This window comes from Micromonospora sp. HUAS YX12, assembly GCF_040215685.1.
In the GTDB taxonomy this organism is placed as follows: domain Bacteria; phylum Actinomycetota; class Actinomycetes; order Mycobacteriales; family Micromonosporaceae; genus Micromonospora; species Micromonospora tulbaghiae.
Window position 1 is genome coordinate 2134074 of record NZ_CP157974.1, and the last position, 23083, is coordinate 2157156.

The 23083-nt window shown below is 74.1% G+C and carries 19 protein-coding genes and 1 riboswitch; of the genes, 12 read left to right on the top strand and 7 right to left on the bottom strand.

Annotated features, from left to right (window positions below; genetic code table 11):
- Positions 1-353: 353 nt before the first annotated feature.
- The 3 genes from ABIH81_RS10470 to ABIH81_RS10480 all read left to right on the top strand — a co-directional run bounded on the left by ABIH81_RS10470 (position 354) and on the right by ABIH81_RS10480 (position 4733).
- Positions 354-3218: an alpha/beta fold hydrolase gene (locus ABIH81_RS10470; RefSeq protein WP_349880101.1), complete on the top strand. Its 2865-nt coding sequence runs from the start codon at positions 354-356 to the stop codon at positions 3216-3218.
- Entirely contained in the window at positions 3218-4135 is a 918-nt protein-coding gene (locus tag ABIH81_RS10475; RefSeq protein WP_349880102.1) for an ABC transporter permease subunit, read from the top strand. Before ABIH81_RS10470 ends, ABIH81_RS10475 begins: the two co-directional genes overlap by 1 nt.
- A gap of 151 nt (positions 4136-4286) precedes the next feature.
- On the top strand, positions 4287-4733 hold the full coding sequence (locus ABIH81_RS10480; protein ID WP_349880103.1) for a DoxX family protein: 447 nt from the start codon (positions 4287-4289) through the stop codon (positions 4731-4733).
- A gap of 54 nt (positions 4734-4787) precedes the next feature.
- Here ABIH81_RS10480 and ABIH81_RS10485 read toward each other — a convergent pair whose 3' ends face one another.
- Entirely contained in the window at positions 4788-5465 is a 678-nt protein-coding gene (locus tag ABIH81_RS10485; RefSeq protein ID WP_349880104.1) for a DUF4232 domain-containing protein, read from the bottom strand.
- 114 nt (positions 5466-5579) lie between these two features.
- Positions 5580-5712: riboswitch (SAM riboswitch) on the top strand.
- 12 nt (positions 5713-5724) lie between these two features.
- Between ABIH81_RS10485 and thrC the strand changes: the two genes are divergently transcribed.
- From thrC to paaN, 3 genes are all read left to right on the top strand, one after another.
- Positions 5725-7014, top strand: coding sequence for a threonine synthase (gene thrC / locus ABIH81_RS10490; RefSeq protein WP_349880105.1), 1290 nt, complete (start codon positions 5725-5727; stop codon positions 7012-7014).
- 400 nt (positions 7015-7414) lie between these two features.
- Positions 7415-8434, top strand: a complete 1020-nt coding sequence (locus ABIH81_RS10495; RefSeq protein ID WP_349880106.1) for a GNAT family N-acetyltransferase — start codon at positions 7415-7417, stop codon at positions 8432-8434.
- A 52-nt stretch (positions 8435-8486) separates the two neighbouring features.
- Positions 8487-10160, top strand: a complete 1674-nt coding sequence (paaN, locus tag ABIH81_RS10500; RefSeq protein WP_349880107.1) for a phenylacetic acid degradation protein PaaN — start codon at positions 8487-8489, stop codon at positions 10158-10160.
- A 63-nt stretch (positions 10161-10223) separates the two neighbouring features.
- On the opposite strand, the gene ABIH81_RS10505 is transcribed toward paaN, so the two are convergent.
- Positions 10224-10739, bottom strand: coding sequence for a GNAT family N-acetyltransferase (locus tag ABIH81_RS10505; RefSeq protein WP_349880108.1), 516 nt, complete (start codon positions 10737-10739; stop codon positions 10224-10226).
- 218 nt (positions 10740-10957) lie between these two features.
- Between ABIH81_RS10505 and ABIH81_RS10510 the strand changes: the two genes are divergently transcribed.
- From ABIH81_RS10510 to groL, 3 genes are all read left to right on the top strand, one after another.
- Positions 10958-11161, top strand: a complete 204-nt coding sequence (locus ABIH81_RS10510) for a cold-shock protein (protein WP_013288855.1) — start codon at positions 10958-10960, stop codon at positions 11159-11161.
- A gap of 110 nt (positions 11162-11271) precedes the next feature.
- On the top strand, positions 11272-12609 hold the full coding sequence (locus ABIH81_RS10515) for a hypothetical protein (RefSeq protein ID WP_349880109.1): 1338 nt from the start codon (positions 11272-11274) through the stop codon (positions 12607-12609).
- A 274-nt stretch (positions 12610-12883) separates the two neighbouring features.
- The gene (gene groL / locus ABIH81_RS10520) at positions 12884-14506 is read left to right on the top strand and encodes a chaperonin GroEL (RefSeq protein WP_349880110.1); all 1623 of its coding nucleotides are present in this window, start codon (positions 12884-12886) and stop codon (positions 14504-14506) included.
- A 70-nt stretch (positions 14507-14576) separates the two neighbouring features.
- On the opposite strand, the gene ABIH81_RS10525 is transcribed toward groL, so the two are convergent.
- From ABIH81_RS10525 to ABIH81_RS10535, 3 genes are all read right to left on the bottom strand, one after another.
- Positions 14577-14819 carry a hypothetical protein gene (locus ABIH81_RS10525; RefSeq protein WP_349880111.1) on the bottom strand — a complete coding sequence of 81 codons (243 nt, stop codon included), beginning with the start codon at positions 14817-14819 and terminating at the stop codon, positions 14577-14579.
- Positions 14820-14890: 71 nt separating this feature from the next.
- Positions 14891-15817, bottom strand: a complete 927-nt coding sequence (locus ABIH81_RS10530) for a GNAT family N-acetyltransferase (RefSeq protein WP_349880112.1) — start codon at positions 15815-15817, stop codon at positions 14891-14893.
- Between the two features lie 43 nt (positions 15818-15860).
- Positions 15861-18275 (bottom strand): S8 family serine peptidase, encoded by a 2415-nt coding sequence (locus tag ABIH81_RS10535; RefSeq protein WP_349881063.1) that lies wholly within the window; start codon positions 18273-18275, stop codon positions 15861-15863.
- Positions 18276-18343: 68 nt separating this feature from the next.
- Here ABIH81_RS10535 and ABIH81_RS10540 point away from each other — a divergent pair, with 68 nt between their 5' ends.
- Together ABIH81_RS10540 and ABIH81_RS10545 are read left to right on the top strand one after the other, a co-directional pair.
- Complete coding sequence (locus ABIH81_RS10540) at positions 18344-20161, top strand: glycerol-3-phosphate dehydrogenase/oxidase (protein ID WP_349881064.1); 1818 nt, start codon at positions 18344-18346, stop codon at positions 20159-20161.
- Positions 20162-20227: 66 nt separating this feature from the next.
- A complete protein-coding gene (locus tag ABIH81_RS10545) occupies positions 20228-20725 on the top strand; it encodes a hypothetical protein (RefSeq protein ID WP_349880113.1) in 498 nt (165 codons plus the stop codon).
- Here ABIH81_RS10545 and ABIH81_RS10550 read toward each other — a convergent pair.
- The gene (locus ABIH81_RS10550; protein ID WP_349880114.1) at positions 20722-22122 is read right to left on the bottom strand and encodes an FAD-linked oxidase C-terminal domain-containing protein; all 1401 of its coding nucleotides are present in this window, start codon (positions 22120-22122) and stop codon (positions 20722-20724) included. The genes ABIH81_RS10545 and ABIH81_RS10550 overlap by 4 nt on opposite strands.
- Positions 22123-22155: 33 nt before the next feature.
- Here ABIH81_RS10550 and ABIH81_RS10555 point away from each other — a divergent pair, with 33 nt between their 5' ends.
- A complete protein-coding gene (locus tag ABIH81_RS10555) occupies positions 22156-22488 on the top strand; it encodes a DUF4031 domain-containing protein (RefSeq protein ID WP_349880115.1) in 333 nt (110 codons plus the stop codon).
- On the opposite strand, the gene ABIH81_RS10560 is transcribed toward ABIH81_RS10555, so the two are convergent.
- The gene (locus ABIH81_RS10560) at positions 22414-23049 is read right to left on the bottom strand and encodes a metal-dependent phosphohydrolase (RefSeq protein ID WP_349880116.1); all 636 of its coding nucleotides are present in this window, start codon (positions 23047-23049) and stop codon (positions 22414-22416) included. The two genes, ABIH81_RS10555 and ABIH81_RS10560, sit on opposite strands and share 75 nt — an antisense overlap.
- Between the last annotated feature and the right edge of the window lie 34 nt (positions 23050-23083).

Genomic DNA, 23083 nt, shown 5'->3' on the forward strand with positions numbered 1-23083 from the left:
GCGGGGCGATCGGTGCCCCGGGAGGTCGCCGTACGCAGTCCCGTGCACCGGACCGGAAAAGTAGCCGAACCGGACGCGGGTGGGACCTCGGCCGATGAGTCGGCTTCACGTCAGTCCATTTTGGGTGACCGTGCGTCAGGGCGAATGGTACGTAGCGTGTGATCGTGTTGCCGAGAAATGACATCGACGATGGTTTGCGCCCGTAGATGTGAATTCACATGATCCGAATACGTCCCGCTGGGATGCTCTGGACCTTTGGCGGATGACGGACGCTACGCGACGATCGGTGCAACCGGACAGACGTACGGCGGATCTCAGCGAATGCTCAGCCGTCGGCCCGTACCGTGTGGCGCATGAGATCAACCGCCGCGCGGCTCCGGCGCGCCCTGGCCGGCCGTCCGCGCCGCACCGTCGCCGCAGTGGTGGTGGTCGTCCTCGTCGCCGCCGCGCTGGTCTGGGTGGCCCGGCCGCAGGGCGCGGGCTTCCGGACCGAGCCGGCGTTGGTGACGGTGCGCTCCGGGCCCTCCGGCGACGAGCCGGTCGACCTGGACACCACGCTCTACCTGCCGGAGGACGCATCCTCGTCCAACCGGGTGCCGGCGGTGCTGCTGGCGCACGGCTTCGGCGGGACCAAGGAGTCGGTCCGCTCCGACGCCGAGGACCTGGTCGCCCGCGGGTACGCGGTGCTCACCTGGACCGCCCGCGGGTTCGGGCGCAGCGGCGGTCAGATCCACCTGGACGACCCCGACTACGAGGTGCGGGACGCGCAGCGGCTGCTCGACCGGCTCGCGCAGCGGCCGGACATCCGCCTCGACGCGGCCGGTGATCCCCGGGTCGGTGTGGTCGGCGGCTCGTACGGCGGCGGCCTGGCCCTGCTGCTGGCCGCGCAGGACCAGCGGATCGACGCGATCGTCCCGATGATCACCTGGAACGACCTGTCCCGGGCCTTCCTGCCGGAGAGCAGCGGCCGGCAGCCTGCCGACGGCGTGTTCAAGAAGGGCTGGGCCGGCATCTTCTTCGGTGGCGGCGGGAACGCCGGATCCGGTCCGGCCGGTCTCTCCGGGGCCACCGCCGCCGCGCCGGAGGGCGCACCCGAGTCCGCCGGCCCGCCGAGCCCGCAGCCGGGCGCCGGGCCGGGCACCGGTTCCGGTCGCGCACCGGCCGGCGCCGCCGACCCGTCCTGCGGGCGCTTCGCGGCCGACGTCTGCGCTGCGTACCTGCGCATCGCCACCACCGGCCGGGCCGACGCGGCGGCGGTCGAGCTGCTGCGCCGGTCGTCGCCGGCCGGCGTGCTGGACCGGATCAAGTCGCCGACGCTGCTGGTGCAGGGCGAGGCGGACACGCTCTTCCCGCTGGCCGAGGCGGACGCCAACGCCCGCGGTATCGCCGCGGCCGGCACGCCGGTACGGGTCGCCTGGTTCACCGGCGGCCACGACGGCGGCTCCGGACCCACCTCCGACTCCGACCGGGTGAAGTTCCTGACCGCTCAGTGGCTCGACCACTACGTCAAGGGGGACGGGGCGGCCCCCGGCGACACGTTCACGTTCTCCCGGATCGCCGGGTTCGACGCGCTCGACCGTGGCCTGGTGGCGACCGGCTTCCGTACCGCCGACTATCCGGGGCTGACCGGGCAGGACCGCCGCGAGGTGAAGCTCGCCGGTCCGCCCCAGCCGGTCGCCGTACCGCCGAACGGCAACCCGGCGGCGATCTCCTCGGTGCCGTTCGCGGGCGCGCTCGGCTCGCTGCTGGACGGCGTCGCCGGTGACATCCCCGGCCAGCACGCCCGCTTCGAGTCGGCGCCGCTGGACGAGCCGGTCGACGTGGTGGGCGCGCCCACCGTGCGGATCCGGGCCGCCTCACCGACCGGCGAGGCGGTGCTGTTCGTGAAGCTCTACGACGTCGACCCGCAGGGTGCGGCCACGCTGCCGTCCGGCCTGGTCGCGCCGGTGCGCCTGACCGGCCTGCCGGCCACCGTCGACGCGGCGACGCCGGTCACCGTGACGCTGCCGGGGATCGTCCGGCGGGTCGAGGCCGGGCACCGGCTGCGGCTCGTGGTGGCGACGTCGGACCAGGCGTACGCCTCGCCCGCGGAACCGGCCGTGCACACCGTGGCGCTCGCGGACGGGCCGCTGACGCTGCCCACCGTCGATGCCACGCCGATCCCGACCACCGCCACGATCTGGCGCTGGGCGCTGGCCGGCCTGCTCGCCGCGATCGTGGCCGGGCTCGTCGTGGTCGTGCTGCTCACCCGCCGCCGGCACCGTCGCCAGGACGACTCCGTGCACCCGGAGTACGCGGGCGTCCCGCTCGCCGTGCGCAACCTGCGCAAGGAGTACGCGGACGGCTTCGTCGCGGTCTCCGACGTGGACTTCGAGGTGCACCCCGGTCAGGTGGTCGGCCTGCTCGGGCCGAACGGTGCGGGCAAGACCACCACGCTGCGGGTGCTGATGGGGCTGACCCAGCCCACCGCCGGTGAGATCTACGTCTTCGGTCACCGGCTGGTGCCGGGCTCGCCGGTGCTGTCCCGGATCGGCGCGCTGGTCGAGGGGCCGGGCTTCCTGCCGCACCTGTCCGGTCTGGACAACCTCAAGGCGTACTGGCGTGCCACCGGCCGGCCGTGGGAGGACGCGCACTTCGACGAGGCGCTGGAGATCGCCGGCCTGGGCGACTCGGTGCACCGCCGGACGAAGAAGTACAGCCACGGCATGCGGCAGCGGCTGGCCATCGCCCAGGCCATGCTCGGCCTGCCCGAGCTGCTGGTGCTGGACGAGCCGACGGACGGGCTGGACCCGCCGCAGATCGCCGAGATGCGCCGGGTGCTCCAGCGCTACGCCACCGACGGCCGGGCGGTGCTGGTCTCCAGCCACCTGCTGGCCGAGGTGGAGCAGACCTGCACGCACGCGGTGGTGGTGAACAAGGGCCGGATCGTGGCGTCCGGCCCGGTGGAGGAGATCGTCGGCGAGTCGCCGAGCGTGCTGTTCGACGTGAGCGACCCGGACGCGGCGCGTACGGTGCTCGGCCGGCTCGGCGGCGTACGGGTGCTGCCCGACGGCGACGGCGGGCTGGTGGTCGACACCAACGGCACCGCCCGCAGCGAGGTGGTGGCCGAACTGGTCCGCGCCGGTATCGGGGTGGACCGGGTGGTGCCCCGGCGCCGCCTGGAGGACGCGTTCCTCGCCCTGGTGGGCGAGAACTCTCGGGGAAGCGGGGACCGGTGATGGCGGGTTCGTCGGTGGCATCGTCGCCTGGTGGCGGCACGTCCGGCACGGCGGCGCCGGGCGCGGGCGGGGCGGCGGCCGGTTACCGGCCCTCGGCCACGCTCCCGTTCGCCGCGGAGGTCCGGCGGCAGGCGTCGCGGAGGCGTACCCAGCTCGCGCTGGGGTTCATGGTGCTGCTGCCGCTGATCATCCTGGTGGCGTTCCAGTTCGACGCCGGGGACGACGACGACGGCGGGCGGGGCGAGTTCTCCAGCCTGGCCGACCTGGCCACCTCGGGCGGGCTCAACTTCACCCTGTTCTCGATCCTGGTGTCCGCGTCGTTCCTGCTGGTCGTGGTGGTGGCGCTGTTCTGCGGCGACACGGTGGCGAGCGAGGCGAGCTGGGGCAGCCTGCGCTACCTGCTCGCCGTGCCGGTGCCCCGGGCCCGGCTGCTCGCGGTGAAGCTGGTCGTCGCGCTCGCGTACTCCGGGCTGGCCCTGCTGTTGCTGGCCGGCACCGCGCTGCTCGCCGGCACGCTCCGGTACGGCTGGAAGCCGCTGAGCAGCCAGGTCTCGGCCGAACTGGCCCCGGCCGACGGGTTGCTGCGGCTGCTCGGCGTGCTCGGCTATCTCGCGGTCGTGCTGCTGGTGGTGGCCGGGCTGGCGTTCCTGCTGTCGGTGACCACCGATGCCGCGCTCGGCGCGGTCGGCGGGGCGGTGCTGCTGTGGATCCTGTCCAGCATCCTGGACCAGATCACCGCGCTGGGCGGGCTGCGGAACCTGCTGCCGACCCACTACAGCAGCGCCTGGCTGGGGTTGCTGTCGACACCGATGCAGACCGACGACGTGGTCAAGGGCGCCTTCTCGGCGGTCGTCTACGCCACGCTGTTCTGGGGTCTGGCCTTCTGGCGCTTCACCCGCAAGGACGTCACGAGCTGAGGTGACCGGACGGGGTCGCCACGCGAGTGGTCCGGCCCATATCATGGGAGCGTTCCCACAGGATTGTCCCGCCTGCAAAGAAATCGATTAACATCGATCGATAGTCCCCCCATCCTGGACGGCGTCCGGCACCCGTACCAGGAGGTTCCCTATGATCCCGGCTCAGCTGAAAGACCCTGTGCTGTCCCTGTTCCGCATCGTCACCGGCGTGCTCTTCCTCTGCCATGGTGCCGCCTCGATCTTCGGCGTCTTCGGCGGCAATCCGGTCACCGGCGGGGCCGTGCCGTTCGCCACCTGGCCCGGCTGGTGGGCGGCGCTGATCCAGCTCGTGTGCGGCGCGCTGGTGCTCGTCGGCCTGTTCACCCGGCCGGCCGCGCTGCTCGCCTCCGGCTCGATGGCGTACGCGTACTTCGTGGTGCACCAGCCGGACCACCTGATGCCGCTGCAGAACGGCGGCGAACTGGCCGCGCTCTTCTGCTGGTCGTTCCTGCTGGTCGCGGTGCTAGGCCCGGGAAACTGGGCGCTCGACGCGCTGCTGTCCCGCCGCCGGTCCACCGTGACCGAGCCCGCCGTCGCGCCGGCTTCCGTCCCGGTCTGAGCGTTCGCCGCCGAACCAGATCCCGGTCGGGCGCTCCCGTGCCGGGCTCTGGTCCTACAGCGGATTGACCGGCGGAGTCGTGGGCGGCGGTGGGGCGGCCGGCGTGGGCGTGCCGGCCGGGCCGGGCTTCCGGCGCTCCCACGCACTGACGCCCAGCCGGCCGGTGTTGCCGAGGTCGATCGGCCCGTCCAGGGCGACCGGGTACGCCGGCCGGCCGGCCACCGGCGCGACGTCGAGTTCTGTGCCGTCGGTGGCCACCACTGTCGCGTCGGTGACCAGGTTCCGCCAGATCAGCGCCGCGCCCGCCCGCTCGCCGGGGGCCAGCACGATCCGGGTGGGCGGGTGGTCGAAGCCGGAGGTGATCGGCGCGGCGCCCGGGATGATCCGCACCTCGATCGGGTCGCCGTCGGCGTCCCGGAGCGTGACCGCCGGATAGCCGCGCAGCTCGTACGGCCGGTCGCCGCAGTTGACCAGGTCCAGGCCCATGGCCCGCAGCCCCATCGCGGCGCTCACCCCCAGCTCGGTGATCGCGATGCCCTCCGGGGAGCAGGTGGCGGCGGGTGCCGGGTCGGCCGTGGGGGCACCGGGCCGCGGCGGAACCGTGGTCAGCGGGTCGATGCCCGTGGGTGGCCGGTCGGGCAGCCTCCCGTCCGCGGGCCCCTGCGCCGGGGCGCAGGCGGCCATCAGCGTCACGCCGGTGAGGGCGCCGATCAGGCGCGCCGGTCTCCGCATCCGGCGATCATGCCACTCCGCCGCGCGGTGGTCGGACGCTGATCCGGCCCACAGCGTGGGATCCCGAGGTGGCGTGGCCGTGAGCAGCGCCTAGACTCGGCGGCACAACTGAATACCTCATCCAGAGGGGCTGAGGGATACGGCCCGACGACGCCCCGGCAACCACCCGCACGCTCGATGACGAGCGACAGCGGGCAGGTGCCAATTCCGTCCCCGCCGCACCCGGCGATGCGGGGAAAGATGAGAGGAAATCCTCGACATGACGTCGACGCTTCCCGTCGCCACCGGTATCGACACCACCCTCAGCCCGGCCCGCGCCCTGGTCTGCCGTGCCTGTTCGGCGCGGTACCCGCTCGCCGCGCAGCACGCCTGTTACGAGTGTTTCGGGCCGCTGGAGGTCGACTACGACACCGCTGCGCTGGCCACCGTCACCCGCGAGCAGATCGAGGCCGGTCCGGACAACATCTGGCGGTACGCGGCGCTGCTGCCGGCCGGCCAGGATCCGGCGACCCGGGTCACGCTCGACCCGGGGCTGACCCCGCTCGTCGCCGCCCCGCACCTCGCGGCCGAGCTGGGGCTCACCGCGCCGCTCTGGGTCAAGGACGACAGCGCGAACCCCACCCACTCCTTCAAGGACCGGGTCGTCTCGGTGGCGCTCACCGCGGCCCGGGCGCTCGGCTTCGCCCGGTACGCCTGCGCCTCCACCGGCAACCTCGCCAACTCCGTCGCCGCGCACGCGGCCCGGGCCGGCGTGCCGTCGATCGTCTTCATCCCCGGCGACCTGGAGCAGGGCAAGGTCGTCACCACCGCGGTCTACGGCGGCGACCTGGTCGCCATCGACGGCTCGTACGACGACGTGAACCGGCTCTGCGGCGAGCTGGTGGAGACCGACGAGTTCGAGGACACCGCGTTCGTCAACGTGAACGTGCGGCCCTACTACGCGGAGGGCTCCAAGACGCTCGGCTACGAGGTGGCCGAGCAGCTCGGCTGGCGGATCCCGGCCCAGGTGGTCATCCCGATGGCCAGCGGCGAGCTGCTCACCAAGATCGACAAGGCGTTCGCCGAGCTGGTCGAGATCGGGCTGGTCGAGGCGCCGGCCGGCGGCTGGAAGGTGTTCGGCGCGCAGTCGGCCGGCTGCAACCCGATCGCCACCGCGCTGCACGGCGACACCGACACGATCGTGCCGGTCAAGCCGGCCGGCATCGCCAAGTCGCTGAACATCGGCGACCCGGCGGCCGGGCTGTACGCGCTGGAGGCGGTGCGCCGTACCGGCGGCTGGATGGACTACGCCGACGACGACGAGATCCGGGCGGGCATCCGGCTGCTCGCCCGTACCACCGGGGTGTTCGCCGAGACGGCGGGCGGCGTGACGGTCGCGGTGCTGCGCAAGCTGGTCGAGTCGGGCCGGCTCGACCCGGCCGCCGAGACCGTGGTGTTCAACACCGGCGAGGGTCTGAAGACGCTCGACGCGGTGGCCGCCCAGGTCGGTCCCACCCACCGCATCAAGCCCAGCCTCCGCGCCGCCCGCGACGCCGGCCTCCTGGCCTGACCGCCCCGCTCTCCCGCCGCCGCCGGTGCGGTGATCAAGGAGAAAGTGTCACCGGCCGGGCCGTCTCGGGACGCAAACTCCTTGATCACCGCTGTGGCGGCGGGCGGGCCGGGTGGGCTGGCCGGGTGGGGGAGGTGGGGCTCGCCCGGGTGGGGGATCGGGTGAGACCGGTGGGTAACCGGTGATGTGCGGTGAGTGCCAGAAAACCGCCCTCAAGGACTTGACGGCAGGAACCGGACGGCGCAAGATGCTTCGTGCGGGAGGGCATCCGCCGGAGACTTTTCAAGTTCTTGCGACCCAACGCCGGAGGCGTTGTGCGGACGTCCCTCCCGACCAACGTCCGAAGGGGCCGGCGGAAAATCGCTGGCCCCTTCGCTGTGTCCGGCACACCCTTGGTGGCATGACGCTCACCGTGACGCCCCTGGACCCGGCCGACCGGCAGACGCTCGACGCGGTCTACCGGATCGCGTGCGCCGCGCAGGCCGTCGACGAGCCGGACCTGCCCGACCCCTGCAGGCGGCGGTTCGAGGCGCCGCTGTCGCATCCGATGCCCGGCATCGACACGCGCTGGCTGGTGGCCCGCCTCGGCGGGTCGCCGGTCGGCTGGCTGCGGCTCTACCTGCACACGATCGACAACACCGAGAACGCGACCGTCGAACTGACAGTCGACCCGGCGTACCGGCGGCGCGGCATCGGCCGCGTGCTGCACGAGCACGGCGTGCGGCTGCTCCGCGAGCACGGCGGAAAACGCCTTGTCGGCTCGACCACCGCCGCGCTGCCCGGCGAGGAGGACCGGGTCTTCCCCGGCGCCGCGTTCGCCGCCGCCATGGGCGCCGAACCGGCGCTGGCCGACGTCCGCCGCCGCCTCGACGTGACCGGGCTCGACCGCGACCGGCTGTCCGCGCTGCTGGCCGGGGCCCGCGCCGCGGCGACCGGATACCGGCCGGTGCGGTGGCGCGACCACACCCCCGAGGAGTACGTCGCGGACGTCGCCTACCTCCAGGGCCGGCTGCTGGTCGACGCGCCGATGGGTGAGCTGGACTGGGAGCCGGAGCAGATGGACGCGGCGCGAATGCGGGACGCGGAGCGGGCGCTTGATGCCCGGGGCGTACGCCGGTACAACACCGGCGTGGTGCACGAGGCGTCCGGCCGCCTGGTCGGCTGGACCCAGCTCGGCCTGGACGCGGGCAGCACCGACCACGCCTGGCAGGAGATCACCATCGTCGACCCCGACCACCGCGGCCACCGGCTCGGCCTGCTCTGCAAGGCCGGAAACCTGGCGTACGCGCTGGCGCACGAACCGGCGTTGCGGGTCGTCGACACCTGGAACGCGGCGGCGAACCGCCACATGATCGGGATCAACGAACAGCTCGGCTTCCGCCCCGCCGCCGGTTCCGTCGACTGGCAGTTGACGATCTGAGTTGTGACACGCCCCTACTGATCTGGTGCCTTCCTGTTGCATGATGGCGGGCATGACGGAGACCCCGCACCCCCTGTACGACAGGCACCGCGAGACCCTCGACCGGGCGCTGACCGCCATCGCGGAGCGCGGGTACTGGTCGGCCTACCCCGAGTCGCCCAGCCCCCGGGTGTACGGCGAGACCGCCGCCGCCGACGGGAAGGCCGCCTTCGAGGCGTACCTGGGCGAGGACTTCCCGCTCGACCAGGCCGGTGACGGCACCACGGTGGCCACCGAGGTCAGCCCGTTCGGGGTGGCGCTGGACGTGCGCTACCCGCACGCGGGCGCCGACCAGCTGGTGTCCGCCGCGAACGCCGCGCTGCCCGCCTGGCGCGACGCGGGCCCGCAGGCCCGGGCCGGTGTCTGCCTGGAGGTCCTGGACCGGCTGCACCGCAACGTGTTCGAGCTGGCGAACGCGGTGCAGTTCACCAGCGGCCAGGCGTTCGTGATGGCGTTCCAGGCCGGTGGCGCGCACGCGCTGGACCGGGCGCTGGAGGCGGTCGCCTACGCGTACGCGGAGATGACCCGCCACCCGGGGACGGCCGGCTGGGAGAAGGCCGCCGGCAAGGGCGACCCGCTGCGGATGACCAAGACGTTCCACGTGGTGCCGCGCGGGGTCGCGCTGGTCATCGGCTGCAACACGTTCCCGACCTGGAACTCGTACCCCGGTCTGTTCGCCTCGCTCGCCACCGGCAACCCGGTGGTGGTGAAGCCGCACCCGCGCGCGGTGCTGCCGCTGGCGATCACCGTCAGGTACGCCCGCCAGGTGCTCGCCGAGGCCGGCTTCGACCCGAACCTGGTGCAGCTCGCCCCCGAGACCGACGGCGAGAAGCTCGCCACCACGCTGGCCCTGCACCCGGCCGTCAAGATCGTCGACTTCACCGGCTCCACCGAGTACGGCGACTGGCTGGAGGCGAACGCCCGGCAGGCCGCCGTCTACACCGAGAAGGCCGGCCTGAACACGGTGGTGATCGACTCCACCGACGACTTCGCCGGGCTCTGCCGCAACCTGGGCTTCACGCTGACGCTGTACAGCGGCCAGATGTGCACCACCTCGCAGAACCTGCTGATCCCGCGCGACGGTATCGAAACCGACCAGGGGCACAAGAGCTTCGACGAGGTGGCCGCCGGGATCGCCGGCGCGGTCGCCAAGCTGACCGCCGACCCGGCCCGGGGCGTCGAGCTGACCGGCGCGATCGTCAACGACGGCGTGCTGGAGCGGCTGGAGGAGGTCACCAAGGTCGGCGAGCCGGTGCTGGAGTCGCGCACCGTCGAGCACCCGTCCTTCCCCGGCGCGGTGGTGCGTACGCCGACTGTGGTGAAGCTGGACGCGTCCGACACCGCGACCTACTCGCGGGAGTGGTTCGGGCCGATCTCGTTCGCCATCGCCACCGACTCCACCGAGCACAGCCTGCGCATCCTGCGCGAGACGGTGGGGGAGAAGGGTGCGCTGACCGCTGGCGTCTACTCCACCGACGAGGCGGTGCTGGACGCGGCCGAGGCGGCGGCGATCGACGCCGGGGTGCACCTGTCCTGCAACCTGACCGGCGGGGTGTTCGTCAACCAGTCGGCGGCGTTCTCCGACTTCCACGGCTCGGGCGCGAACGCGGCGGCCAACTCGGCGCTGACCGACGGCGCGTACGTCGCCAACCGGTTCCGCATCGTGCAGAGCCGCCGGCACGTCTGAAAGGAGGGGCCCCTTCTTAACGCCTCCGGTAGAGGAGGGGCCCCTTGTTAACGCCGCGCCGGCTCAGGCGGGCCGGCGCATCTGGAGTTCGTGCAGGCCGGTGATCCGGGGGTGCGGCACCCGTACCCCGGTGTCCACGAAGCCCAGCTTCTGATAGGCCCGGTAGGCGCGGTCGTTGCCGACCACCACCTCCATCATCAGGCCGGGCCGTCCGCAGGCGCGCGACCAGGCCGCCACCTCGTCGACGAGCGCCGCCAGCAGGCCGCTGCCCCGCCGGGCCGGCGTCACGTAGACCGCGTAGACGAGCGTCAGACCCGGCTCGTCCGGCGCCGCGGTGCCGCCGGCGTGGCCGACCAGACGGCCGCCCGGGTCGGCCACGAACTGCGCGGTGTGGTCGCCCCGGGAGACGGCCGCGACCCGGGCCGCGAACTCCGCGTGCGGCCGGGCGGCGGCCTCGGCCACCGTCTCCAGGAAGGCCAGCGGGGAGTCGGCCAGCATCTCCAGCCGGAGCGCCCGCATCCGGGCGGCGTCGGTCGGCCGGACCCGGCGGACGGTGGTCGTGGTGGTCGCGCTGGTCATGCCGCATGCATACCGGACGGCCCGCCGCGGGTGTGCGACAGGCCCGGGTACGCCCCGGAATATGCCCGATTTGTGGTCGTGCGCCGTCGTCACGCCTCGTGTAGCGTGCGATTTCGGTCACTGAATTCAGCGTCACCGATCGCTGAATCGGTGAGCCACCGGTGCCGGTCCGCCGGCTTCCGGGTGTTGGAACGCCGCGCAGAGTGAGGAAGTGCACCGTGGCACAGGGCACCGTGAAGTGGTTCAACGCCGAAAAGGGCTACGGCTTCATCGCCGTCGACGGCGGGCAGGACGTCTTCGTCCACTTCTCCGCGATCGAGATGGACGGCTACAAGGCGCTCGACGACGGTCAGCGGGTCGAGTTCGAGATCGCGCAGGGGCAGAAGGGCCCGCAGGCCGAGCGGGTCCGCGTCATCGCCTGAACCGCGGCGGGTGGTGCTCCCGCGGCCGGACCCCGGGCCGGGGGCTGCGGTGCGGCCTACCACCATGGAAGATCATGAGCCGTTCCAGCCGTAGTCGCTGAGGAGGGCCCATGTCCGATCTGCCCCCGTCGGGTGCCACCGAGCCGGCGGCGTCCGGCCCCCCGGCCGACCCGGCCGCGCCCCCGCCGCCTGCTGCCGAGCCGGCACCGGGACCGCCGGGGACCACCGGAGGGGCCACGCCCGCCTCCGGCGCGTCCGGCGCCGACCCGTGGGCCGGTCACACCGGCCCCGTGCCGGTCGTCCCTGACCAGCCGGGGTACGACAGCCCGCAGCCCGGCGCCCCGAACCCGGCCGGCCAACCCGCCTCGGGCGCCCTGCCCGGATGGAGCGCGCCGGGCGACGTCCCACCCGGCCACACCCCGCAGGGCTGGAACGCGCCGGGCACCCCGCCGCACGGCTGGAACGTGCCGCCGGGAACCCCGCCGCCGGGCTGGGGCGGCCCCGCGTACCCGGGCCATCCGACGCCCGGTGCGGCGTACCCGGTCCCCGGTGCGGCGTACCCGGTACCGGCCGGTCCCGGTGCGTACGCCGGCTGGTTTCCCGGCATCGACCCGCAGGATCCGCTCGTCAACCCGCCGCACGCGGGCATCGGTCCCTGGTTCGCCCGCTGCACCGCCGCGCTGCGGCGCGGCTGGCGGCAACTGCTGCCGATCGTGCTGCTCACGCAGGTCGTCCCGGCGGCGGTGATCGGCGTCCTCGCGCTCGTCTTCAGCCCCGAGGGCGAGCTGGCGACCGCCCCGGACGGTGCTCCGGTGCTGCCGGCCGGATTCTGGGGGCAGATGTTCGCCTTCTACGGTGTGCTCCTGTTCGCCGGGCTGATCTTCGGCCTGCTCCAGGCGGCGGGCTGGGCCGCCGGCACCTGGGTGGTCGCCCGCCAGGCGGCCGGTGAGCCGACCGGGCTCGGCGCCGCCTTCCGGTACGGGCTGCGCCGTGCCCTCGGCCTGTGGGGCTGGACGCTCCTGGTCTCGCTGCTGGTCATGATCGGCAGTTGCTTCTGTCTGCTGCCCGGCCTCTACGCCGCGTTCGCGCTGGCCCTGTTCGGTCCGGTCTACCTGTTCGAGCGGCGGGAGCCGATCGGGCGGGCGTGGCGGATGTTCCACAGCCGGTTCGGCATGGTGCTGGGCCGGGTCGCGCTGGTGATGGCGGTCCTCTTCGCGGCGACGGTGCTGGACGCGGTCGTGGGCGGGATCAGCGGGGCTCTGTTCGGCGTCGAGCCGATGACGTCCGTCGGCACGGCGGTCGGCGCCGTGGCGTTCGCCGTGTTCGGCGCCCTGCTGGCTGCCCCGGCGTACCTGGCGCAGCAGGTCGGGCTGGTCGTCACGTACGCCGAACAGCGGGCTCAGGAAGGCCCGGTGAACGCGGCCCGGCTGGCGGCGGAACTCGGCTGAGCGGGGCTGTCGTGCTTGCACTCGGCTAGGGAGAGTGCTAAACAAGTCATTGGCACTCGCGTACGGTGAGTGCCAGAAGGTCGGGGCGGTAGGGCCACGGTCGCGCCGGTGTCCGAAGGGATGCCGGAGCGGTACGAGGCCGGTCGTCGCGGGCTGTCCGGCCCGACCGAGGAGACGTCGTCGTCGCCAGGTGACGACGTCCCCAAGGTGCGTACACCAGACGGCCCATCCGGGCATCCGGATGGCCCGTGAGTGTCCAGGAGGACAACGCCGTATGGCCAAGATGATCGCGTTCGACGAAGAGGCGCGCCGCGGCCTCGAGCGGGGCATGAACCAGCTCGCCGACGCCGTGAAGGTGACCCTCGGCCCCAAGGGCCGCAACGTCGTGCTCGAGAAGAAGTGGGGTGCCCCCACCATCACCAACGATGGTGTGAGCATCGCCAAGGAGATCGAGCTCGAGGACCCGTACGAGAAGATCGGCGCCGAGCTGGTCAAGGAGGTCGCGAAGAAGACCGACGACGTGGCCGGTGACGGCACGACGACGGCGACCGTCCTGGCCCAGGCGCTGGTCCGGGAGGGCCTGCGCAACGTGGCTGCCGGTGCCAACCCGATGGCCCTGAAGCGGGGCATCGAGGCGGCCGTGGCCAACGTCTCGGAGGAGCTGCTGAAGCTCGCCAAGGACGTGGAGACCAAGGAGCAGATTGCCTCCACCGCCTCCATCTCCGCCGCCGACCCGAGCGTCGGCGAGATCATCGCCGAGGCGATGGACAAGGTCGGCAAGGAAGGTGTCATCACCGTCGAGGAGAGCAACACCTTCGGGCTGGAGCTCGAGCTCACCGAGGGTATGCGCTTCGACAAGGGCTACGTCTCCGCGTACTTCATGACCGACCCGGAGCGTATGGAGGCCGTCTTCGACGACCCGTACATCCTGATCGTCAACAGCAAGATCTCGTCGGTGAAGGACCTGCTCCCGATCCTGGAGAAGGTCATGCAGTCCGGCAAGCCGCTGCTGATCATCGCCGAGGACATCGAGGGCGAGGCCCTGGCCACCCTGGTGGTCAACAAGGTCCGCGGCACCTTCAAGTCGGTCGCCGTCAAGGCGCCGGGCTTCGGTGACCGCCGCAAGGCCATGCTCGCCGACATCGCCATCCTCACCGGTGGCCAGGTCATCAGCGAGGAGGTCGGCCTCAAGCTGGACGCCGTCAGCCTCGACATGCTGGGCCGCGCCCGCAAGGTCGTGGTGACCAAGGACGAGACGACCATCGTCGACGGCGCCGGCGACGCCGAGCAGATCCAGGGCCGGGTCAACCAGATCCGGGCCGAGATCGAGAAGAGCGACTCCGACTACGACCGGGAGAAGCTGCAGGAGCGGCTGGCCAAGCTGGCCGGTGGCGTTGCGGTGATCAAGGTCGGCGCGGCCACCGAGGTCGAGCTGAAGGAGCGCAAGCACCGCATCGAGGACGCCGTCCGCAACGCGAAGGCCGCCGTCGAGGAGGGCATCGTCCCGGGTGGTGGCGTCGCGCTGGTGCAGGCCGGCAAGACCGCCTTCGACAAGCTGGACCTGGCGGGCGACGAGGCGACCGGCGCGCAGATCGTCAAGATCGCGCTGGACGCCCCGCTGCGGCAGATCGCCGTCAACGCCGGCATGGAGGGTGGCGTCGTCGTCGAGCGGGTCCGCAACCTCGACCCGGGTCACGGCCTCAACGCCGCGACCGGCGAGTACGTGGACCTGCTGGCCGCGGGCATCATCGACCCGGCCAAGGTGACCCGTTCCGCGCTGCAGAACGCCGCCTCGATCGCCGCGCTGTTCCTCACCACCGAGGCCGTCGTGGCGGACAAGCCGGAGAAGACCCCGGCCGCCCCGGCTGGTCCGGGTGGCGGGGAGATGGACTTCTGAGTCCAGCTCCACCAGTACGCCGAAGGGGGCGGGCCGCGTCAGCGGTCCGCCCCCTTTCCGCGTATCGGGCTCAGGTGGGCAGCGGGCGCTGGTTGCGCCGCTTGTGCGCCCGGTCGTACGGCGGTGGCGGCCGCCTCGGCTCGTCCACCGGCTGCCGTAGCTCCTCCACCGGTGGCCCGTCGGCACCGGCCAGCTCGGCGAGCTGTTCGGCGTCGCCGACGTCGAGCCGGTCGAACGGGAGCTGGCCGGGAAGCTCGTCGGCCGGGCGTCGGCCCGCCGCCGGATCCTCGGCCCGTTCGTCATTCGTGGTCATGCACCGCCTCCTTCGCCATCGACCGTAGAGCCCGGTCGATGACGAAGGAGCTCGAATGGCACTATTGACGTCTATGCCCCTTTGATGGCTTTCCGGTAGAGGAAGAACACCCGCTCGATCCGGGCCCCCGCCGCGTTCGAGTAGAACGGCACCGGCCCCACCCAGCCGATCTGCGCAGCGGTGATCCCGGCGGCGGCCTGGTCGCGCAGGCACCGGCGCAACAGCACGCCACCGATCCCGGAGCCCTCCGCCGCCGGTGCGGTGCCCATCGGCCCGAACCAGCTCGGCCGCGCCGACCCGTACGCGGCGAACCCGAGGATCTCGCCGTCCCGCTCGGCGAGGTGCACACCCGCGTCCGGCCGCCCCACCGAACCGGCCAGCTCCCCGTCCCAGGCGCCGCCGAACGTGGACCGGGCGAACGCGGCGAGCGCCGGCAGGTCGTCGGAACCGGCACGGCGTACCGTCACGCCCCGCCCGGCCAGCCGCTGCTCGGTGGCCTCGGTGGAGCGCAGCGCCGCCGACCCCTCGGTCAGCTCGGCGGTCATGTTCCAGGCGGTACGGTCCTGCCGGTAGCCGAGCCGCTGCGCGGCGCAGACCGCCGGCGTGTAGCGCACGTCGATGCCCGGCCAGGCGTAGTGCGGCGGATTGCCGGCGAGCAGCACCTCGCTCGCCCCGAGCGCGCCGAGCCGGCTCTCCGCCTCGGCCAGCAGCGCACCGCCCACGCCCCGGCGGCGGTCCGTCGGCGCCACCGCGACCAGGTCGACGTGGCCGAGCCGCGGATCGGCCGCCGACAGCGACCCGACGAGTACGCCCACCAGCGCGCCGTCGCGTACCGCGCCGAGGCGCAGCACCGGACGGCCGGCCTCGGCCCGATCCGCCACGGTGACCACCACCGCTGACGCCTCGGCCGCGTCCTCCGGCAGGTCGAGCGACAGCCGGCACAGCTCGACCATCTCGGGCAGCCGGTCCCGGCCCAGCTCGATGATCTCCACGTCCATGGACGCCGACCCTAGGGCATCGGCAGGCCAATGGACAGGGTTGTTAACCGGTGGCCGTGGACCGGGCCGCGCGCACCGCCGCGTACGCGTCCACCAGCCCGGCGCCGGAGACGTCCTGCGGTCCGCCGCAGGCGTCCGCCCCGGCAGGCGCCGCGACCGGCTGCGCGGTGTCGCGCAGGATCGCCCGGGTCCGGTCCAGATCCCCGACCAGCGCCGGATTCGCCGACCACATCAGCGCCACCACGCCCGCGACCTGCGGCGTGGCCATCGAGGTGCCGTCCAGGGTGGCGTACCCGCCGCCCGGCATCGCGGAGAGCACCGCGGCACCGGGGGCGACCAGGTCCGGCTTGGCCTGACCGTCCGGCGCCGGGCCGCGGCTGGAGAACTCGGTGACGCGCCGCTGCCGGTCCACCGCCCCGACGGTCAGCACGTCCGGGTACGGCGCGGGCGCGTCCGCGACCGAGCCGCACGACGGGCCGGTGTTCCCGGCTGCGGCCACCACCAGGATGCCCGCCGCGGTCAGCGCGGCGGTCGCCGGTCGCAGCGCCCCCGGGTCGCACCCCTCCACCGGCGGGCAGCCCCACGAGTTGGTCAGCACGTCCGGGGCGCGAGCGGGACGGCCGTCGGTGAGCGGGTTACCGCCGGGCGGGAACGGGGCCAGCATGAACTGGAGGCAGTCGAGGTAGCGGGCCGGGCTGCCCATGTTGCGGTCCAGGTTGACGCAGCCGACCCAGCTCGCGCCCGGCGCCACGCCGACCCCGTCCCGGCCCACCGCGCTGCCGAGCGTGTGGGTGCCGTGGCCACCCCGGTCGGCCGGGGCACGGCGGCCCTCCCACGGGTCGAACCACGAGTCGTCGCCGCCCCGGAAGCCGCCCGCGAGCGCCGGGTGCCGGCTGTCCACCCCGGAGTCGGAGCTGCCCACCACCACGCCGGAACCGGTGACGCCCAGCTCGGACCAGACCCGGTCCGCGCCGATCAGCGAGACGTTCCAGGCCGGGCCGGCCGGTGCCGGCGCGTCGCCGCGCGCCTGCGGGGCGAGCGCCGGCAGCGGGCGCAGCCGCTGGCTGACCAGCACCCGGGCCACCTCGGGGCGGCTGGACAGCCAGGCCCGGACTGCCGGCCCGCCGTCCGTCTCGATCGCGTTCACCAGGTAGTACGGCGTCGGCCTCAGCCGCATCCCGGTCAGCGTGCGGCGCAGGTCGCCCTGCGTGCGGTCGGCTGTGGCCACCAGCCGCCGGTACACCTCGGTCGCCCGGGCGTCCCGCCCGGCCCGGCCCGGCGTCCCGGCCGGCAGACCGGTCAGGTCGGCCTGCTCGCGCAGCACCACGAGCAGCCGTTCGCCGTACAGACCCGGCTGGCCGGGGACGACGTACACCACGGCGACGGCGGCGAGCAGCGCGGCGGCGGCCAGCGCGGCCGGAGCGCGCCGGGGCGCGCGGGCGCGGGACCGGGCGAGCAGCACGCCGTACCCGACGGCCAGGACGACCGCGACGGCGAACGCCACGCCGGTGCCCACCGCGACCCAGAACGGCGTGTCGCGGGTGGCGGACAGCAGGAGGCTGATCTCCTCCGGGTCGGTGAAGGCGAGCGGCCCCAGCAGGGCGAGCCCGGCCAGCCGGCGCACCGGTGCGGGCCCGGCCGGGCGGCCCGCGTGGCGGGCCGCCGCCTCCAGCGCGGCCAGCACGAAACCGAGCGGCGGCAGCAGGACCAGCGCCGGCAACTGCACGCCCGACTGCCCGGCGCCGGCCGCGAGCGGCGTCAGCGTCACACCCGCGACCAGACCGCCGACCAGCACCAGCCGGGCCGGACCCGGCCCGAACGCGGCCCAGAAACCGGCGCCGAGAAGCGCCCCGGCGAGCGCGCCCAGCGCGGCGGCGGCCAGGCCGGCGAGCAGCGTCTCCAGCGCCCCGCCGAGCCCGCCCACCCAGGCCCAGGGCAGCAGCACGGCCAGGCCGGCCGCGATCGCCAGCAGCGACACCGACCCGAACCGGCCCTCCGGGACCGCGTCCACCACGACCGGCGGCCGGACGCGGCCGAGACGGACGGCGACGAGCGCGAGCGCCGCGGCGGTCACCGCGAGCGCGGCCAGGTACGCCTCGTGATGCACCGGCGGCACCGTCCGCAGCAGCGTGGTCGCGCCGAGCGCGACCACGGCGGCGGTCCAGGCCCGGCCGGCCGCCCGCAGCGCGGGGGAGCGGGGCGCGAGCGCCAGCGCCAGCGCCGGAGCGCCGGCCAGCAGCACGGTGGCCACCGCGACCACCGGCCAGCCCGCCACCGGCCGGTCCGCGCCGATCACCAGCGCCACCTGGTCGACCAGCCAGCCGGTGATCTGGCCCGGCACGGTGACCAGCACGATCCACACCCCGGTCGCCACCGCCGCGACGACCGGCCACGGACCGGTCTCGCGCGGTGGCGGCGGCGGTACGGGGGCGAGCGGCGGGCCGGTCAGCATGGTCATCACGGTACGGCCGGGCCGTGTCGCCACGCGCCCGGGACGGTTACCGTTGACTGGTGCGTGATCCGAGTGTGTCCCGATCCACGGCCGGCCGGCTCTCCGCCGAGCGCCGCGCCGACGACCTGCGCCGGCTCCGGGCCGAGCGGTTCGACGTGCTGGTCATCGGCGGTGGCGTGACCGGAGCGGGCGCCGCGCTCGACGCCGCGTCCCGAGGGCTGAAGGTCGCCCTGGTGGAGGCCCGCGACTACGCCGCCGGCACGTCCAGCCGGTCCAGCAAGCTGATCCACGGCGGCCTGCGCTATCTGGAGCAGCTGGAGTTCCACCTGGTCCACGAGGCGCTGACCGAGCGCGGCCTGCTCGCCACGCGGCTCGCGCCGCACCTGGTCCGGCCGGTGCCGATCCTGGTGCCGCTGCCCGCCGAGGGCGGCGCGCGTGACCTGCCCCGGCGGTTCTTCCGCCGCTCCTACTACGGCCTCGGCGTGGCCGCGTACGACGCGTTCGCCGGGGTGTTCGGCGGCGGGCGCGGGATGCCGCTGCACCGGCACCTCACCCGCGAGGGCACCCGCCGGATCTTCCCCAGCCTGCGCCCGGACAAGCTGGCCGGCGCGATCCGCTACTACGACGGCCAGGTCGACGACGCCCGCCTGGTGGTGACGCTGGCGCGCACCGCGGCCAGCCTCGGCGCGACAGTGGTGACGAGCGCCCGCGCGGTCGGCCTGATCCGTCAGGCCCGGGAGGTCACCGGCGTGCGGGTCCGCGACCTGGAGGCGCCCGCCGGCTCGCCGGACGCCGAGTTCGAGGTACGCGCCCGCACCGTGATCGCCGCCACCGGCGTGTGGAGCGACGACATGTCGCGGATGCTCAACGACGTCGGGCTGCGCCCGAAGCTGCGGGTCCGGGCCTCCAAGGGGGTGCACCTCGTGGTGCCCCGTTCGGCGATCGTCGGCGAGACCGGCCTGATCCTGCGTACCGCGACGAGCGTGTTGTTCGTGATCCCCTGGGGCGGGCACTGGATCATCGGCACCACCGACACGGAGTGGCAACTCGACCGGTCCCACCCGGCCGCGACCGCGAGCGACATCGACTACCTGCTGTCGCAGGTCAACACGGTGCTGGACCGGCCGCTGACCACCGCCGACATCGAGGGCGTCTACGCCGGGCTGCGCCCGCTGCTCGCCGGCGAGGCGGACTCCACCTCCAAGCTCTCCCGCGAGCACGCCGTGGTGGAGCCGATGCTCGGCCTGCTGCTGGTCGCGGGCGGGAAGTACACCACCTACCGGGTGATGGCCTCCGACGTGGTCGACCGCGCGATGCACCGGCTCGGCCGGGCCCGCCCCTCGCGTACCGCCGACCTGCCGCTGCTCGGCGCCGACGGGTACGCCGCCATGTGGCGGGACCGGGCCGACCTGGCCCGCCGGCACGGGGTCGCGGTCGGGGTGGTCGAGCACCTGCTGGAGCGCTACGGCACCCTCACGCTCGACCTGCTCGCCCTGGTCGACGCCGATCCGCTGCTCGGCTCGCCGCTGGCGGGCGCACCGGAATACCTCGCCGCCGAGGTGACGTACGCCGCCCGCGCCGAGGGCGCGCTGCACCTGGAGGACGTGCTCACCCGGCGTACCCGGATCTCGATCGAGACCAGCCACCGCGGCCTGGAGTCGGCGGAGCACGCCGCGGAGCTGATGGGCGCGGTGCTCGGCTGGGACGCGGCGACCCGGGACCGAGAGGTCGCCCACTACCGGGCGCGGGTGCTGGCCGAGCGGGAGTCGCAGCTCATGCCGGACGACATCGCGGCCGACGCGGCCCGCCTCGGCGCGCCCGACGTCCGCGGATTCGCCGCCGACCGGGGCACCGACGGCCCGGGCGTTGAACTTCCGGCCTCCCCCAGGTAGGGGATCCCCGACTCGGACCGCTCGGCCGGTAGTGCGCGCTACCTACGGAAGTGTAGGTTTCCGGGCGTGGTTCGCCCATCCTGGTTGCGCGTCCCCGCCCTGTGCGTCGTGGTCCTGCTGGCTCTGACCGGCTGCTCCTTCGGCCGGGCCGAGGGCGCCGCCACACCCGGGGCGGCGGGCGCGGTCAGTCCGACACCGGACGGCAGACGCGTCTCCCTGGTGCAGCGGCTCGGCGACGGCCCGGTCCGCAGCCTGGAGGTGGACCCGTCGGGCCGCTGGCAGTGCCGCGACTGCGCCGGTGACGGCGTGAACGCCACCGGCACGCTGAGCCCGGAGCAGACGCGGCGGCTCCAGCTGATGCTCGCGGACCCGGCGATCGCGAAGGAGACCGACGAGGCCCGCGGCTACAAGCAGGGCTGCATCGGCGTGCTGACCTCGACGCTGCTCGTGCCGCCCGACCTGACAGTCACCATCCAGGACTGCCCGGGCGAGCCGAAGCCGAAGGTGGCCTACGACGTGCTGCTGCTCGTCACCCAGGCCACACCGGCCGAGGACAAGAGCTAGAAGATCTTGCCGGGGTTGAGCAGCCCCGCCGGGTCCAGCGCCGCCTTGATCGCCTGGTGCACGCGTACGCCCACCGGGCCGATCTCGCGGGCCAGCCAGTCCCGCTTGAGCAGCCCGACGCCGTGCTCCCCGGTGCAGGTGCCGCCCAGCTCCAGCCCCAACCGCATGATCTCGTCGAAGGCCCGTCGCCCCCGGGCCAGGCTCGCCGGATCGGCCCGGTCGACCACGATGTTCGGGTGCATGTTGCCGTCGCCCGCGTGACCGACCACCCCGATCGGCACCTGGCACGCCTCCGCGATCCGGGCCACCCCGTCGAGCAGCTCCGCCAGCCGGCCGCGCGGCACCGCCACGTCGTCGATGACCAGGCCGCCGTTGCCGCCCGGGAACGTCTCGGCCGCGAACCGCTCCATCGCCGGGTGGGCCAGCCGCCGGGCCTGGAGCAGGGCCGCGGCCTCGGTCGCGTCGGTGGCCGCGTAGACCTCGTCGACGCCCGCCGCGGTGCACACCTCGGCCAGCCGGGCCAGGTCGTCGGCGGCCCGGGCGCCGGTGTCCACCGCGGCGAGCAGCAGCGCCTCGGCGTCCGTGCGCAGACCCATCGGCCGGTACGCCTCGATCGCCCGCAGATGCGTCCGGTCCAGCAGCTCCAGCAGGCTCGGGGTGAGCCCGCGCCCGGCGATCCCGGCGACCGCGCCGCCGGCCGTCGCCACCGTGGGGAAGACCGCGACCAGGGTCAGTGACTCCTCCGGGGCCGGACGCAACGCCACAGTCACCTCGGTGATCACACCGAGCGTGCCCTCCGAGCCGACGAAGAGGCGGGTCAGGTCGTACCCGGCGACCCCCTTGGCGGTACGCCGCCCGGTGCGCAGCACCTCGCCGGAGGCGAGCACCACCTCCAGGCCCAGCACGTACTCGCTGGTCACGCCGTACTTCACGCAGCACATGCCGCCGGCGTTGGTGGCCACGTTGCCGCCGATCGTGGACGACTCCCAGGAGCCGGGATCCGGCGGATACCAGAGGCCGTGCTCCCGTACCGCACGGGCGAGCGCCGCGTTCACCACGCCCGGCTGCACCACCGCGAACCGGCCGACCGGGTCGATCTCCCGGATCGCGTCCATCGCCACGGTGCTCACCACCACCGCGCCGGCGACCGCGTTCGCCGCGCCGGCCAGCCCGGTCCGCGCACCCTGCGGCACCACGGGTACGCCGTGCCGCCCGGCCGCCCGGACCACCGCCACCACCTCGTCGGTGTCGCGCGGACGTACCACCGCCAGCGGGGTGCCCGAGTCGCACAGGTCGGCCTCGTCGCGCTCGTGCCCGGCCAGCAGGTCCGGGTCGGTCAGTACGGCGGCGTCGCCGAGCGCGGCCCGCAGGTCGTCGAGGAGGGGATGGGCGGCCATGCCGGGAAGGCTACCGGCGTACCGTCTGTTGCCGTGCTCTACCTGGACCCGCCTGCCGTGCCCTGGCGCGGCCGGCTCTGGTCGCACCTGATCAGCGACGTCTCGTACGCCGAGCTGCACGCGTTCGCCGAGATGCTCGGCGCGCCCCGGCGCGGCTTCGACCGCGACCACTACGACCTGCCCGCCGAGCGGTTCCGGGCGGCGGTCTGGCTCGGCGCCACGGTCGTGCCCTCGCGGGAGATCGTCCGGCTGCTGCGTGACGCCGGTCTGCGCCGCCCGAAGCACCGCGTCTCAGGTGAGACCGGCCAGTTCCCGGGACAGGTTGGCCCGGGCCGGAGCCTCCCAGCGGGCGTGCGGCTCGGGTAGGCGGTAGAGCGCCGGCAGGGCGAGCAGGTGCCGCAGCACCGCGGCCCGGCCGGTGCGGAAGTCCGGTTCGGGCACGTGCGCGTACTCGGCGCGGATCGCGGCGGCGTACTTGTCGTAGCGCTCCGCCGGGGCGGCGAGCACCGCCAGGTCCGCGTCGCAGAGCAGCGCGCCGTCCGGGTCGTCCGGCCCGGCCGCGTGGCCGGCGGTGAGCAGCACCAGGCGGCGTACCCCGGTCACCGTCGCGGCCGGGAGCCCGGCGGCGGCCAGCAGTTCGCCGGCCAGGTCGGCGCTGGCCCGCTCGTTGGCGTCGCCCGCCGCGCGCGGGTCGTAGACCGCGTCGTGGCACCACGCCGCCAGCCGGACCAGGCCGGGGTCGCGGGCCAGACCGGCGTACGCGTCGACCACGTCGAGCACCGCGCGCAGGTGCGCCTCGTCGTGGTAGCGCCGGTGCGGCTCCCGCCAGCCCGCCAGCAGCCGGACGCCAGCCCGCTCGACTCCCGCCGGATCGGTCGCGCCCGCCGCCCGTGCCGCGTCCCGCCACCGTGCCGTCAGGTCGTCCATCGGATGCAGTCTGCCCCACTCCGGCCCGGTCGGA